The 14,444-nt window shown below is 65.9% G+C and carries 11 protein-coding genes and 1 pseudogene; 7 read left to right on the top strand and 5 right to left on the bottom strand.

From position 1 onward, the window contains the following. The 3 genes from WBB14_RS29380 to WBB14_RS29370 all read left to right on the top strand — a co-directional run. The coding region (locus tag WBB14_RS29380) for a 2-C-methyl-D-erythritol 4-phosphate cytidylyltransferase (protein ID WP_424242875.1) at positions 1-425 on the top strand (425 nt) is incomplete at its 5' end. Beyond that, positions 422-910: a 2-C-methyl-D-erythritol 2,4-cyclodiphosphate synthase gene (gene ispF / locus WBB14_RS29375; protein WP_424242874.1), complete on the top strand. Its 489-nt coding sequence runs from the start codon at positions 422-424 to the stop codon at positions 908-910. The genes WBB14_RS29380 and ispF, both read left to right, overlap by 4 nt. Positions 911-1,052: 142 nt before the next feature. Continuing rightward, positions 1,053-3,143, top strand: coding sequence for a DUF4344 domain-containing metallopeptidase (locus tag WBB14_RS29370; RefSeq protein WP_424242873.1), 2,091 nt, complete (start codon positions 1,053-1,055; stop codon positions 3,141-3,143). A 74-nt stretch (positions 3,144-3,217) separates the two neighbouring features. On the opposite strand, the gene WBB14_RS29365 is transcribed toward WBB14_RS29370, so the two are convergent. The 4 genes from WBB14_RS29365 to ompR all read right to left on the bottom strand — a co-directional run bounded on the left by WBB14_RS29365 (position 3,218) and on the right by ompR (position 6,579). Beyond that, positions 3,218-3,736: a carboxymuconolactone decarboxylase family protein gene (locus WBB14_RS29365; RefSeq protein WP_424242872.1), complete on the bottom strand. Its 519-nt coding sequence runs from the start codon at positions 3,734-3,736 to the stop codon at positions 3,218-3,220. Positions 3,737-3,810: 74 nt separating this feature from the next. Next, entirely contained in the window at positions 3,811-4,359 is a 549-nt protein-coding gene (locus WBB14_RS29360; RefSeq protein WP_006389231.1) for a peroxiredoxin, read from the bottom strand. A 56-nt stretch (positions 4,360-4,415) separates the two neighbouring features. Beyond that, positions 4,416-5,810, bottom strand: coding sequence for an ATP-binding protein (locus WBB14_RS29355; RefSeq protein WP_424242871.1), 1,395 nt, complete (start codon positions 5,808-5,810; stop codon positions 4,416-4,418). A gap of 34 nt (positions 5,811-5,844) precedes the next feature. Beyond that, entirely contained in the window at positions 5,845-6,579 is a 735-nt protein-coding gene (gene ompR / locus WBB14_RS29350; protein ID WP_013392162.1) for a two-component system response regulator OmpR, read from the bottom strand. 142 nt (positions 6,580-6,721) lie between these two features. Between ompR and tsaB the strand changes: the two genes are divergently transcribed. Then, positions 6,722-7,975 carry a tRNA (adenosine(37)-N6)-threonylcarbamoyltransferase complex dimerization subunit type 1 TsaB gene (gene tsaB / locus WBB14_RS29345; RefSeq protein ID WP_424242870.1) on the top strand — a complete coding sequence of 418 codons (1,254 nt, stop codon included), beginning with the start codon at positions 6,722-6,724 and terminating at the stop codon, positions 7,973-7,975. Beyond that, entirely contained in the window at positions 7,972-8,985 is a 1,014-nt protein-coding gene (locus WBB14_RS29340) for a uracil-DNA glycosylase (protein ID WP_424242869.1), read from the top strand. Before tsaB ends, WBB14_RS29340 begins: the two co-directional genes overlap by 4 nt. A 77-nt stretch (positions 8,986-9,062) precedes the next feature. Here the strand turns inward: WBB14_RS29340 and lplT are convergent, their stop codons facing one another. Further along, entirely contained in the window at positions 9,063-10,376 is a 1,314-nt protein-coding gene (gene lplT / locus WBB14_RS29335) for a lysophospholipid transporter LplT (protein WP_424242868.1), read from the bottom strand. Positions 10,377-10,674: 298 nt separating this feature from the next. Here lplT and smc point away from each other — a divergent pair, with 298 nt between their 5' ends. Continuing rightward, on the top strand, positions 10,675-14,208 hold the full coding sequence (smc, locus tag WBB14_RS29330; RefSeq protein ID WP_424242867.1) for a chromosome segregation protein SMC: 3,534 nt from the start codon (positions 10,675-10,677) through the stop codon (positions 14,206-14,208). A 46-nt stretch (positions 14,209-14,254) separates the two neighbouring features. Then, positions 14,255-14,444: pseudogene (locus WBB14_RS29325) on the top strand (cell division protein ZipA C-terminal FtsZ-binding domain-containing protein); the annotation flags it as partial.

Here is a 14,444-nt window from a genome sequence, read left to right as displayed (position 1 = left end):
CCGACACCGTGGCCGGCGCGCTGGCCGACAGCGGCGTGGCCGACGACACCTGGGTGCTGGTGCATGACGCCGCGCGCCCGGGGCTGCCGGCAGCCGCATTGGGCCGCCTGATCGACGCCTGCCTGGCGGATCCCGTGGGCGGCCTGTTGGCGCTGCCGGTGGCGGATACGGTCAAGGCCGGCCACGAGCGCGTGGAGCGCACGCTGGACCGCAATGGCCTGTGGCTGGCGCAGACCCCGCAGATGTTCCGGGCCGGCGTGCTGCGCGATGCGCTGACGGCGGCTTCCGTGAACGGCGCGGCCGTCACCGACGAGGCCTCGGCCATCGAGGCGGCCGGCTATGCGCCGCTGCTGGTGCCCGGCTCCATGCGCAATTTCAAGGTGACATGGCCGGACGATTTCGAACTGATGGAAAAATGGCTATGAGTATTCCTTTCCGCGTCGGCCAGGGTTTCGACGTGCATGCGCTGGTCGAGGGCCGTCCGCTGATCATCGGCGGCGTCACGATCCCCCACACGCATGGCCTGCTGGGGCATTCGGACGCGGACGTGCTGCTGCACGCCATTACCGATGCGCTGCTGGGCGCCGCCGGCCTGGGCGACATCGGCCGGCACTTTCCGGATACCGATCCGGCCTTCAAGGGCGCCGACAGCCGCGTGCTATTGCGCGAGGCCATGGCGCGCGTGCGCGCTGCGGGCTGGGAACCGGTGAATATCGACGCCACGCTGCACGCGCAGGCGCCCAAGATCGGCCCGCACGCGCCGGCCATGGTGCGGAACATCGCTGCCGATACCGGCTTGGCCGAAACCGAGGTCAACATCAAGGCCAAGACTAACGAGGGCCTGGGCTACCTGGGCCGCAAGGAAGGCATCGCGGCGACGGTGGTGGCCTTGTTGGCGCGAATCTCCTAGCTCGCTGCGCGTCCTCTGGCAAGAGGCCGCGCGCATTCTCCGCCATTCATTTAGTTTGGATACATCTTTAACAAATGAATAAGCGAGTCGAATTGATCTGGCATATTCTGCGCTACTTCATTTCGACTACAGAGACATTCGGATGCATTTACGTGGCATCGCCCTGGTTTTCGTCCTTGGCGCAGTGAGCCTGCCCGCGCATGCCCAGTACGAGCAGCAGCTGGGTCCGCTGGCCGGCGCGGTCAAGCAGCAGATGCAGGAAGGCTGGACCGCTGGCGTGCAGGATGGATGGTTCACCCTGCACAATGCGAACAAGGCCGACAGCGAACAGACCCTGTACATGAATGTCGGGCCGGCGCCGGAATCGGGCCGGGTGACCGACGTCAATGTGGTCGTCAAGTCTCCGAATCCGAAAGCGTCCATCGGCGTGGCGCTGAGCAACCGCGCCAACAAGAGCCTGTGCCTGCTCGAACTCACGGCCGACAAGAACACGCTACTGTTCTGTCTGCAGGGGCAGAATCGCCGCGACATTGCTACTCTGCCCAACATAGCGAAGTTGGACGGTACCGACCGCATCAGAGTGGTCGAACTTCCCGGCGCGGCCCGTTTCATCGTGAACGGCCAGCAGATCGGCGATGTCAGCAATGAGCCCGCCACGGGCTCCGAGCTGGGCATCATGGCCTACGACGTAGGGACCTTCGGCGTTGCCGACTTCAAGATCACGATGACAGGCGCCCAATCCGGCGCGGCGCCGGCGGCCGGCACCTTGCCCGCGCGCGGCGGCAACGCAGGCGGGGGCACGGCGCAAAAGCCCCAGGCGCCGGCGCCGGCTCCGGCCGCTGGACAGGGCGGCGGCGACTACAACCCGGCCTTGCCGGGGGAAGGCCCCTATCCGCGTTTTGGCGGCGACACCATGCGCATCGTGTCGGTATACATCGGCATCATGCGCAGCATCTTCATGCACGAGTTCGGGCACGCCCTGATCGGCGAGTTGGAGCTGCCCTCGACGGGGGCGGAAGAGGACGCGGTCGACATCTACTCGGCGCTGCAGATTGTCGAGCCGACCATGTATCCGTCGGACAACAAGGAAGTGAACACGATGGCGCAGGACGCGGCGAAGTACGCGGCCTTGCAGTGGTACTACAGCGGCAAGGTGGCCGAACGCAGGGGGGCCGACGCCTCCTCGGCCTGGCAAGACGAGCACACTGGCGACCTGAAGCGCTTTCGCAACATGCTCTGCATCATGTACGGCGGCAACCCCGCCGTGTTCGAGTCCATTGCCAAACACGTCGGGCTGGAGGACCGGACCCGGGCGCGTTGCGCGGATGAATTCAACAAGCAGAACCGCGCCTGGAACAAGATCCTGGCGCCTCACACGCGCGTGGGCACCTGGACGCCCGAAGGCCAGCAGCCGGCGAATGCGCCCGGCGCGCCGGTGAAGGTGGTGTTCCAGCCGTCCAAGCGCAAGATCGGCAACTTGTTTGCGAACAATCTGTCCGAAGCGATCTCGAACAACATCAAGCTGCTGGGCGAACGCTACGTGCTGCCGCGTCCGGTCAACGTGGTGTTCAAGGACTGCGGCCAGCTCAATGCCTGGTACAGCCCGCGCGAAGGCTCGATCACCATGTGCTATGAGCTGATCGAAAACATCGCGGTGATGATTTCCGACATCGAGATGGGCACCGTGGGCGGCGAGGTCGCGGCCCAGGGCGGCGGCGCCCCAAGCTCGGCCGCGCCGCGTCAGCAGCCAGCGCCGGGGCAGGGCCTGCCTGCCAGCGCCATCGACGAACTGAAAGACTTTGGCGTGCCGGCCACGACCATGTTGTTCACCGCGCCGTACAAGGGGCCGACGCCCAACAAGATCTACCGCGCCCAGGTGATCACGACCGCCGATCTGGTCGGGATGATCAAGAAGGACAAGAACCTCCTGATCGTCGACACCAGCGGGCTGCGTGACACGGTGCCCATCGGCTATCCGTTGGCGGATGCGGGTTCGGATGGCAGCGTCACGGATCACCTGCAACAAGGCTTCGACGCCTGGCTGTTGAAGAACAACGGCGGCGATCGCAAGGCGCCCGTCGTGATCCTGGGCGCTGGCATGAATGATCGTTCCGCCTACAACGCGGCGCTGCGCGCCGGCACGCTGGGCTGGACCGTGTACTGGTACCGCGGCGGCGTCGAGGCCTGGGCCGCGAACGGCCTGCCCACCACGTCGAGCATGCCGAAGAAATAGGCGATCGTCGGCCCTGCATAAAAAAACCCGCCTGCGCATGTATCGCAGGCGGGTTTTTTATTGCGCGGGGCTGGTTACTTGCCCTGAGCCGTCAGCGCCAGGGCGGCGGCGTTGACCACGGCGGCGATGCGGCCGGCGTCACGCAGCTGTTCGGTCGACAGGCCGTCGTTCTTCAGGTTCTCGTAGTGCGAAGCCACGCAGAAATGGCACTTGCCGATGATGGAGGCCACCAGCGCGAAGAGCTCAAAGCGCTTCTTCTCCACGCCGCCGTGGGTGGCGTAGGCGTTCATGCGCAATTGGGCCGGCAGGCTCTTCAACTGGGCGTCGCCGGTCATTTCCACGTAGGGATACCAGGTGTTGTTCATGCCCATGAGGGCCGAGGCCGTCAGCGCGGCGTTGGCGTCGCCTTCGGACAGGCCGCTCTTGAAGGCTTCGACCAGCACCGGGCTGCGCGCGGCGTAGGCGGCGGACAGGGCGGCGCCGATGGCATCTTCAGGAGCCAGGGTCGAACGGGCGATCACGGCGTCCAGATTCAGGCGGATATCCTTGGCCCAATCCGGCAGCTGTTCCTTAATGGTCGTAAGAAATTCCATAGCTTTTACCTATAATCTAGAGCAGTTAAAGCCCAGCGCGGGACCCGCAAGCGGATCCCGGGCCGGGCTGGAAATTACAGCGTGGCGCCGCCAACCGTACGGTTGCACGGGCACAGCTCGTCGGTTTGCAGGCCGTCGAGCAGACGCAGAACTTCTTCCGGGTTACGGCCGACGTTCAGGTTGTTCACCGAAACGTGCTGGATCGTGTTGTCCGGATCAACGATGAAGGTGGCGCGCAGGGCAACGCCAGCACCCTTTTCACGCACGCCCAGCTGGTCGATCAGGGCGCCGGTGGTGTCGCCGAATTGGTAGTGACCCAGCTTGTTCAGGTCCGGGTGCTCACGGCGCCAGGCCAGCTTGACGAATTCGTTGTCGCTCGAACCGCCCAGCAGGACGGCGTCGCGGTCTTCGAAATCCTTGGCCAGCTTGTTGAAGCCGACGATTTCGGTCGGGCAAACAAACGTGAAGTCTTTCGGGTAGAAGTAGATGACCTTCCACTTGCCGGGGAACGAGCTTTCGGTGATGTCTTCAAACGCCGACACGCCGTTTTCTTCGTGCTGGTTGAAGCCGGGCTTGACGCCGGTGACCTTGAAGGGCTCGAGTTTGTCGCCAACAGTTTTCATGTTTACTCCCAGTTGTTGGTGGAATTAAGGCTGTGCCTCAAACCATAAATTCTACGCTATGGATTATCGTTGTCTAATTGATAATTCCTAAACTTCGCTTTGGGCAACTCTATCCTTGCGGTCAGGCCGCCGCCTTCGCGGGGCAGCATGCGCAGGGAGCCGCCGACGTGCTTGAGCAGGCGTTCGACGATGGCCAGGCCCAGCCCCGCGCCGCTGACGCCGGTGCGCGCCGCCTCGCCGCGCGAGAACGGCCGCAGCAGGCGGTCGACGTCTTCGGGGGCGATGCCGGGGCCGCGGTCGGACACCTCGATCGCGATCATGGTGCCTTCAGCTTGCAGTGTCATGACGAGATGCGCCATGCCGTCGCTGGAACGGCCGTAGCGGCGGGCATTCTCGATCAGGTTGCTGACGATGCGCTTGAGGTCCAGCGCCGTGATGCGGGCGCGCAAGCCGGGTTCGAGCGTCGCGTCCAGCTCTCCGCCCAGCGACGCGGTATGGCTGCGTTCGCGTTCGTAGAGCTCCGCCAGCACCGCGGAGATATCCGTGGCCAGTTGCGGCAGCGTACCGGCGGGGCGCGCGTACTCCATCAATTGGCCGATGCTGTGGTCGATCTGGCCCAGGTCTTCGTCGATAGCCTGGCGCGCGTCCTCGGACACGCCGCTCAATTCGATTTCCAGCCGCATGCGCGCAAGCGGCGTGCGCAGGTCATGCGAGATCCCCGCCAGCATCAGTTCGCGGTCAGCCTCGGCCTGCCTCAGGTCCTTGGCCATGCGGTTGAACGAGGCGTTCAGGTCGCGGATCTCCAATGGCCCCTGTTCGGGCAGGGCGGCGGGGGTTTCGCCCCGCGACAGTACCTGGGCGGCCCTGGCCAGCCGCGACAGCGGCCGGTTGACGAAGCCCACGCTGACCGCGGCCCCCACCAGGGACAGCAGCAGCGCCGTGGCGCCCCAGCCCAGCCATTCGATCCCGCCCGTCAATCCGATCTGCTCGCGCTCGAACACTAGCCAGTAGAGGTCTTTTTCTATCTGGAAACTGACCCAGAAGCCGGGCACCTGGTTGACGCCCCAGGCTATCTGCGTTTCCGGGCCGAAGCGCGTGCGGATGTGCTGGGCAACACGTTGCCAGTAGTCGTCGTCGGGCAGGGCTTCGGCGAAGTCGGTGACTTCGCGCGGATAGACCTGGATGCCTTCGTTGGTGGCCAGGTCCAGCAGGAGCTTGCTGCGTTCGTCGTTATGCGAATAGATCAGCGCGGTGCGCGTGATATTGACGGCCGTGATCACCCGCTGCGCCATCTGATTGGCGCGCGGTCCCAGCTCCATGCTGAAGAATACTTGTAGCCACGCGCCCAGGGAGACGAGCATCAGCGCGGCGAGCAACAGGAACGTGCGGCCGAACAAGCCGAGCCGCAAACGTGATGTCAGGTTCCTGAAGGTTCTGCGCAAGCGGGGCACGAGGCTGCGCTCCTGCCCGGGGCGGGCGAGCCGGTCAGCTACCACCGTCCGGCACAAACACGTATCCGAGACCCCAGACGGTCTGGATGAATACGGGCTTGGACGGATTGGGTTCGATCAGCTTGCGCAGGCGCGAGATCTGCACGTCCAGGCTGCGGTCGAAGGCTTCGTATTCGCGGCCGCGCGCCAGTTCCATGAGCTTGTCGCGCGACAGCGGGATCTTCGGGTGGCGGGCGAACACTTTCAGCACCGAGAATTCGCCGGTGGTGATGGGTACCTGTTCGCCGTTGCGCGTGAGCGTGCGGGTGGACAGGTTCAGCGTGTAGGGGCCGAAGGCGATGGATTCGTTTTCCTGGCTGGGGGCGCCGGGATGTTCCTCGGTGCCGCGGCGGCGCAGGATCGCGTTGATCCGCGCCAGCAGTTCCCGGGGATTGAACGGCTTGGACAGGTAATCGTCCGCGCCCATTTCCAGGCCGACGATGCGGTCGATTTCTTCCGCCTTGGCCGTCAGCATGATGATGGGGGTGTTGTCGTGACCACCGCGCAGCCGGCGACAGATGGACAGGCCATCTTCTCCAGGCAGCATCAGATCCAGCACGAGCAGGTCGAAGTGCTCGCGTTGCCAGAGTTTGCCCATCTCTTTGGCGTCTTCGGCAACGAAAACGTTGAATCCCTGCTCGGATAAATACCGACGCAGCAAATCGCGCAAGCGCGGATCATCGTCGACGACGAGGATTTTTCGGGTGGGGGTGGTGTTTTGCGTATTCATGGCCGGAAATGTAACAGTGGCAAGAACCAGCGGCTAGTGGGCGTTCACAAGATATTACACATTGCGATCCATGGTTGAAATCCCCCTGGCATCCCCCTGATAACCGGGGGCGGAGCCGCGGTATTTCGTACAATCTGCACCTATGGAACTAAACCTGCTGGCTTTGGAAACTTCTTCGTCCCGTTGCGGCGTGGCCCTGTTGCGGGCGGTTGACGGCCGCCTGGAGGTCAGCGTCAGGGAGCATGAAGGCTCCCAGGAGCACGCGGAACGGCTCTTGCCCATGGCCAACGAACTGCTGGCGGCGTCCGGATTGGAGCCTGCCGCCTTGCACGCGGTGGCATTCGGCCAGGGGCCGGGCGGATTCACCGGCTTGCGGGTGGCCTGCGGGGTGGCTCAAGGGATGGGCCTGGGCCTGGGCATCCCGGTACTTCCCATTGTCTCTCATCAGGCGGTCGCCGCACAGGTGGAGGCCACGGCGGCGCACGCGATCGTGGTGGCGCTGGATGCCCGCATGAACGAAGTCTATCTGGCCGTCTACCGCCAGGCGGGCGTTTCGGATGGTGAAATTTCCTGGGAAATCCTGCAGGCGCCGCTGCTGATTGCGGCGGCCGAAGTCGTGCCCTGGACTGCCCATCACCTGCCGGCCTGGTCGGCCTGCGCGGGCCAGCCGCTGGAACTGCTGCTGGCCGGCGACGCGTGGGACGCCTACGCGTCCGACATGCAGCATCCCGCTCAGTGGCGCCGCGCCGATGGCGCCAGGCGGCCGGAAGCGGCCAGCGTCGCCCGCCTGGCGCGGCAGGGCTGGATGCGGGGCGAGGCCGTGGCGCCCGAGCTGGCCGCGCCGCTCTACGTGCGCGACAAGGTGGCATTCACCACCGCCGAGCGCATGCGCGGCGAGGGCGGCAATCCCAAGGCCCAGCCGTCGCTGACTCCCTGGGTGCCCCAGCCATTGACCGACGCAGACCTGGACGACGTCGTGGCGCTGGAGGCGCACGTGCAGGCTTTTCCCTGGACGCGCGGCAATTTTGCCGATGCCCTGGCGGCGGGCTATGGCGCCTGGGTGCTGCGGCGCGAGGGCAAGCTGGTCGGATTCTGCGTGCTCATGTTCGCGCCGGACGTGGCGCACCTGCTGGTGATCGCCGTGGCCAAGCCGCTGCACCGCCAGGGCTTGGGCGGCGTGTTGCTCGACTGGTGCGAGCAGCAGGCGCGTGAACGCGGCGTGGAGGGCGTGCTGCTGGAAGTGCGCCCGTCCAACGAGTCGGCCATCAGTTTCTACAAACGGCACGGCTATCTGCAGATCGGCGTGCGCCGGGGCTATTACCCGGCTGAGAAGGGCGGCCGGGAAGATGCCCTGGTCATGCAGAAGCGTTTCGCGGCGGATGGAGCGGCGGCATGAGCCAACCTACCGCAGCGCCGCCGTCGGCTGCGCCCCGCGTCAATCCGCTGCAGCGCATCTGGCTGCGCGAGATCGGCATGGAGCGGCTGTGGCTACGGCCGGCGCCTGTGTCCAGTCGGCCGCCGGTTGAGCCGCAAGCCATTGTTTCCAAAGAAATTTTGACGGAAGGCGCGCAAGTGCCCGCGGTCAAGGCGCCGCTTGCACAGCAACCTGCCGAGGCCGCAGCCTTGGCGTCGCCGCCGCTGGCTTCCGCGCCGCTGGCTTCCGAATCGCCGGTTCCGTTGGCGCCGGCCGCCGTGGCTTCGGTTCCCGCCGAACCTGCTTCCGGTCGTCCCGGCATACCGGCTTCGATCCTGAACCGCAGCGGCCCGCCGCCGCGTCCTGTTCCCAAGGCGGCGGAGGAGGCTGCGCCGCCGCCGCCGGTGCCGGTGGCCGAAGCGATCCGCAATTCCACGCTGGAAGAAATGCACGACCAGGTCGTCGCCTGCGCCGCCTGTGGCCTGTGCAAGGGCCGCCGCAACGCGGTCTTCGGCCATGGCGGCCAGCCCACGCGCTGGCTGGTGGTGGGCGAGGCGCCCGGCGAGCAAGAGGACCGGCAGGGGCAGCCCTTCGTGGGCCGTTCGGGCCAGTTGTTGGACGCCATGTTGTCGTCGGTGTCCATGAGCCGCGAGCGCGACGTGTTCATCACCAATGTCATCAAGTGCCGCCCGCCCGGCAACCGCAATCCCAAGCCGGAGGAAATCGCGGCTTGCAGCCCCTATCTGATGCGTCAGATCGCGCTGCTCAAGCCCGAGCGGATCCTGGTGCTGGGCCGTTTCGCCGCCCAGACGCTGCTGGGCACCGATGCCACGATAGGCAACCTGCGCGGGCGCATCCACCAGTTGAAAACGGACGAAGGGGTGGAGATTCCAGTGGTCGTCAGCTACCACCCAGCCTACCTGCTGCGCAGCCCCAGCGAGAAGGCGCGCGCCTGGCAGGACTTGCGCCTGGCGGTGGCGCAGCTGGGCTAAGTGCGGCGCGGCTGACCTTCGGGCGAAGAAAAACCGGGCCTCGGCCCGGTTTTGTCATCGCTGGGGAACCTCCGCGCCTAGTGCGAGGAGTCCAGCGCGCGACCGTGGCCTTCCTGGCCGATCTGGTCGTGCAGTTCGGGGTTGGCCTGCAGATTGCGCTTGCTCCAGCGCATGAAGACCACCATCAGCACCGCGACCACGGTGCCGAAGATCACGATGATGATGTTGATGGGCAACTGCAGCCACAGCAGCAACGTGTACATGGCCACCATCAGCAGGATGTTGAGCTGTTCGTTGAAGTTCTGCACGGCGATGGAATGGCCCGCCGACAGCAGCACGTGGCCGCGGTGCTGCAGCAGCGCGTTCATCGGCACCACGAAGAAGCCGGCCAGGCCGCCCGTGATCAACAGCAGCAGGTAGACGCTCCAGGGCGAGTAGACCAGCGGCATCAGCAGCACCACCAGGCCCATGGCGGCGCCGACCGGCAGCACGGCCAGCGCGCGCCGCAGCGGAATGCGGCCAGCCAGGATGGAGCCGACCACCGTGCCCAGGGCGGCCACGCCCATCAGCATGGAGGCCTTGTCCAACTGGTATCCCAGGTGGCTGCGGCCCCATTCGATGACGATCAGTTGCAGCGTCGCGCCCGCGCCCCAGAACAGGGTGGTGACGGCCAGCGAGATCTGGCCCAGCTTGTCTTTCCAGAGCACACAGACATAGCCCCAGAACGTGCGGATGAGCCGGACCGGGTTCTTTTGCTGCGGCGGGTAGCGCACGTGGGTGTGCGGAATAAGCAGGTTGCACAGCGCCGCCAGCAGGTAGACGAAGGCGATGACCAGGATCGCGGCTTCGGCCGGCGTGTGGACCAGTTTGCCGATGAAGGAATGGCTGAGCAGGGCGCTGGAGACGGAGGACGAAATCAACAGGCCGCCCAGCACCGTGCCCAGGATGATGGAGAAGACCGTCAGGCCCTCGATCCAGCTATTGCCCTTGACCAGCATGGTCGGGGGCAGCATTTCGGTGACGATCCCGTACTTGGCGGGGGAGTAGGCCGCGGCGCCGATGCCGACGATGGCGTATGCCGCGCAGATCAGGTAGGTCTGGTACTGGGGGGCGACGCCGATGCTGGCATACGAGAACATCAGCATGCAGCCGACCACCTTCAGCGCGTTGGTCGAGAACATTACGCGGCCCTTGGGGAAGGAGTCCGCCAGCGCCCCGACAAAGGCAGCCAGGACCACATAGGCCAGCGCGAACGACCACTTCATCATGGGCGCCATCCAGTCCGGCCCATGCAGCTCCTGTATCAAGGCGATGGCTGCAATGAACAGCGCGTTGTCCGCCAATGACGAGAAGGCCTGCGCGGCCATGACCAGATAGAAACCACGTTTCAAGAATGTCCCCGTTCTTAGGCCTGGCCCCGGCCAGTCCGCGTGAAAATTTATGTGTCGCGCAAAAAAGTGTCAGGGAGTATAGCCGGTGGCTCGGCGGTGGCCATTGAGCGTTTGCCCGCGGGTTGACCGGCGGCAAGCACTCAGGGACAACTCGTCTTGACCCTTGCTGACGTTTGGGGACAGACTGCCTGCGGTATCATACGACCCATATGTACGCCGGCCCTCCTGGGCCGGTTTGCAATCTGTGCGGCAGGTCCGTTAACGCCTTTCGTTCAACCCACCCCGTCGTCATCGTACTGTGCGTCTTACTCAGCTAAAACTCGCCGGCTTCAAGTCCTTCGTCGATCCCACCGTGATTCCCGTGCCCAGCCAGCTGGTGGGCGTGGTGGGTCCCAACGGCTGCGGAAAATCGAACATTATTGACGCCGTGCGCTGGGTGCTGGGCGAGGCCAAGGCCTCGGAACTGCGCGGCGAGTCCATGCAGGACGTCATTTTCAACGGCTCCGGCAACCGCAAGCCGGCGGCGCGGGCCTCGGTGGAAATGGTGTTCGACAACAGCGAAGGGCGCGCCGCCGGCCAGTGGAGCACCTACGCCGAAATCGCCGTGCGCCGCGTGCTGACCCGCGACGGCACCAGCAGCTACTTCGTCAACAACCAGCAGGTCCGCCGCCGCGACATCCACGACATCTTCCTGGGCACCGGCCTGGGCGCCCGCGGCTACGCCATCATCGGCCAGGGCATGATCAACCGCCTGATCGAGGCGCGTCCCGAAGAATTGCGGGTGTTCCTGGAAGAAGCGGCCGGGGTGTCACGCTACAAGGAACGGCGTCGCGAGACCGAAAACCGCCTGTCCGACACGCGCGAGAACCTGACCCGCGTCGAAGACATCCTGCGCGAACTCAACAGCCAGCTTGAAAAGCTGGAAGCGCAGGCCGAAGTGGCCACGCGCTACCGCGAGCTCCAGGCCGACGGCGAAAAGAAGCAGCACGCGCTGTGGTTCCTGAAGGAAACCGGCGCGCGCGAAGAGCGCGCCAAGAAGGCCCAGGAGATGGCGCAGGCCCAGAACGAGCTGGAAGCCGCCATCGCCGGCCTGCGCGCCGGCGAGGCCGCGCTCGAATCCCGGCGCCAGGCCCATTACGCCGCCAGCGATGCGGTGCATACCGCCCAGGGCGGGCTGTACGAGGCCAACGCCCAGGTCAGCCGCCTGGAAGCCGAAATCCGCCACGTGGTGGATTCCCGCAACCGCCTGCAAGCGCGCCGCGACCAGTTGCAGCAGCAGATCGGCGAGTGGACCGCCCAGCGCGAACATTGCACCGAACAAATTGCCCAGGCCGAGGAAGACCTGGCCGCCGGCGCCGCCCGCACCGAAGAGGCGCGCGCCAAGGCCGAGGATGCCCAGGCCGCGCTGCCGGCCGTGGAGCAGCGCGTGCGCGAAGCCGCCTCGGGGCGCGACGAGATGCGCGCCGCACTGGCCCGCGTCGAACAGAATCTGGCCCTGGTGGCCCAGTCGCAGCGCGACGCCGACCGCCAGATGCAGGCGCTGGAGCAGCGCCGCGAACGTTTGCAGCAGGACTTGCGTGAGCTGCACAGCCCCGATCCGGTGCGCTTGGAGCAACTGGCCGGCGACCGCGTCGCCGGCGAAGACCAGCTCGAGGAAGCCCAGGAAGAGCTGGCCACCCTGGAAGGCCGCGTGCCGGAAGCGGACGCCGAGCGCAGCCGCGCCCAGGCAGCCGCCCAGACCGACGTGCAGAACCTCGCGCGCCTGGAGGCCCGCCTGTCGGCCCTGGTGAAACTGCAGGAAGACGTGCAGAAGCAGGGCGCGCTGGAACCCTGGCTGGCCAAACATGAGCTGGCCGGGTTGTCGCGCCTGTGGCAGAAACTGCACATCGAACCCGGTTGGGAAACCGCCCTGGAAGCCGCCTTGCGCGAGCGCATGGCCTCCATGGAAGTGCGCAACCTGGATTGGGCCCGCGCCTTCGCCGAGGATGCGCCGCCTGCTCGTCTGGCCTTCTACCAACTGCCCGTCGCCGCGCCGGCGCCCGCCGCGCCTGCCGGACTGACGCCCTTGGCCAGCCTGCTGCGCATCACCGATCCCGACCTGCGCACCTTGCTGAACGAGTGGCTGGGCGGCATCTATACCGCCACCGACGTGACCCAGGCCCTGGCCATGCGCGCCAGCCTGCCCGCGGGCAGCGCCTGCGTGGTCAAGGCCGGCCACCTGGTCGATGCCCACAGCGTGCGCTTCTACGCCCCGGATTCCGAACAAGCCGGCCTGTTGGCGCGCCAGCAGGAAATCGAGAACCTGCAACGCGAGATCAAGGCGCAGCAGCTGATTGCCGACCAGGCGCGCGCCGCGGTCGCCCGCGCCGAAGTCGCCTGGCAGCAGGTGTCCCAGGCCATCGCCCCGGCGCGCCAGCGCGTGGCGGAAGTCACCCGCCGGGTGCATGACATCCAGCTGGAGCACTCGCGCCTGCAGCAGCAGGCCGAGCAATCCGGCGAGCGCGCCTCGCGCCTGCGCCAGGACCTGGAAGAGATCAAGGTCCAGGAAGAAGACCTGCGCGCCGCCCGCGAAGAGGCCGAGGCCCGCTTCGAGGCGCTGGACGAAGAACTGGCCGAACACCAATCGCGTTTTGCCGACGCCGAGATCGACGGCGAAACCCTGGCAGCCCAGGCCGAAGCGGCCCGCGCCGGCCTGCGCGAATTGGAACGCGCCGCCCAGGAAGCCGAATTCGCCGAACGCGGCATCCAGGTCCGCATCACCGACCTGCAACGCAACCAGCAGTTGGCCGCCGACCAGAGCCAGCGCGGCAGCGTCGAGCTGGAACAGCTGCTGGTGGACCTGGCCGAGCTGGACGCTTCGGCGTCCCAGGCCGGCCTGCAGGACGCCCTGGAAGCCCGCGCCGAGCGCGAGGAAGCGCTGTCGCGCGCGCGCCAGGAACTTGAAAACCTGGCGGCCCTGCTGCGCGGCGCGGACGAAGACCGCCTGCAGCAGGAGCAGACGCTGGAACCGCGGCGCGCCCGCATCATGGAACTGCAACTGCAGGAACAGGCCGCCCGCCTGGCCGAGGAACAGTTCACCGAACAGCTGAATGCGCGCGAAGTCGACCGCGAGGCGCTGGCCCAGGATCTGGCCAACCAGCCCGACGAATGGCGCCGCGCCAGTTGGCTGCAGTCGGAAGTCGGCCGCATTTCGCGCCAGATCGAATCCCTGGGCTCGGTCAACCTGGCCGCACTGGACGAATTGAACACCTCGCGCGAGCGCAAGGGTTTCCTGGATTCGCAGAACCAGGACCTGATGAGCGCCATCGAGACCCTCGAGGACGCGATCCGCAAGATCGACCGAGAGACCCGCGAGCTGCTGCAAGAGACCTTCAACGTGGTCAACGGCCACTTCGGCGAACTGTTCCCCAAGCTGTTCGGCGGCGGCGAAGCCAAGCTGAGCATGACGGGCGAGGAAATCCTCGACGCCGGCGTGCAGGTCATGGCCCAGCCTCCCGGCAAGCGCAACAGCACCATCCATCTGCTGTCCGGCGGCGAAAAGGCCCTGACCGCGACCGCTCTGGTGTTCGCGCTGTTCAAGCTCAACCCCGCGCCGTTCTGCCTGCTGGACGAGGTGGATGCGCCGCTGGACGACGCCAACACGGAGCGCTACGCGAATCTGGTCGCCAATATGAGCGAGCAGACCCAGTTCCTGTTCATCTCGCACAACAAGATCGCAATGCAGATGGCCAAGCAACTGATCGGTGTAACCATGCAAGAGCAAGGGGTTTCGCGTATCGTTGCGGTAGACATAGACTCGGCCGTCCAGATGATGGCCTCCGAAGCGGCATAAACCCAATATTCAGAAGGGCGTCGGGGTTTCGGCGCGGGATTTATACATGAGTGATTTGCAGATCGGGCTGATAGCCCTGGGCGTATTGCTGATACTGCTTGTGCTGGGATTCAACTGGTGGCAGGACCGGCGTGTCCGGCGCAAGATGCAGACCCATTTCCCCTCCACCGAGCAGGATCCGCTGTTGGGGGCGGGCGCGGCAGCCGGCGCCTCGTCGGCGACGGGCGCCGCGGCGG

It is taken from the genome of Achromobacter sp. (assembly GCF_049647645.1).
GTDB lineage: Bacteria > Pseudomonadota > Gammaproteobacteria > Burkholderiales > Burkholderiaceae_B > Achromobacter.
This window is presented reverse-complemented; position numbering and strand designations above follow the sequence as displayed.

Bases quoted from the DNA above. Each gene is read 5' to 3' on its own strand.
- ispF (WP_424242874.1), top strand. From the start codon at position 422: ATGAGTATTCCTTTCCGCGTCGGCCAGGGTTTCGACGTGCATGCGCTG.
- WBB14_RS29370 (WP_424242873.1), top strand. From the start codon at position 1,053: ATGCATTTACGTGGCATCGCCCTGGTTTTCGTCCTTGGCGCAGTGAGC.
- WBB14_RS29365 (WP_424242872.1), bottom strand. From the start codon at position 3,736: ATGGAATTTCTTACGACCATTAAGGAACAGCTGCCGGATTGGGCCAAG.
- WBB14_RS29360 (WP_006389231.1), bottom strand. From the start codon at position 4,359: ATGAAAACTGTTGGCGACAAACTCGAGCCCTTCAAGGTCACCGGCGTC.
- ompR (WP_013392162.1), bottom strand. From the start codon at position 6,579: ATGAATACGCAAAACACCACCCCCACCCGAAAAATCCTCGTCGTCGAC.
- tsaB (WP_424242870.1), top strand. From the start codon at position 6,722: ATGGAACTAAACCTGCTGGCTTTGGAAACTTCTTCGTCCCGTTGCGGC.
- WBB14_RS29340 (WP_424242869.1), top strand. From the start codon at position 7,972: ATGAGCCAACCTACCGCAGCGCCGCCGTCGGCTGCGCCCCGCGTCAAT.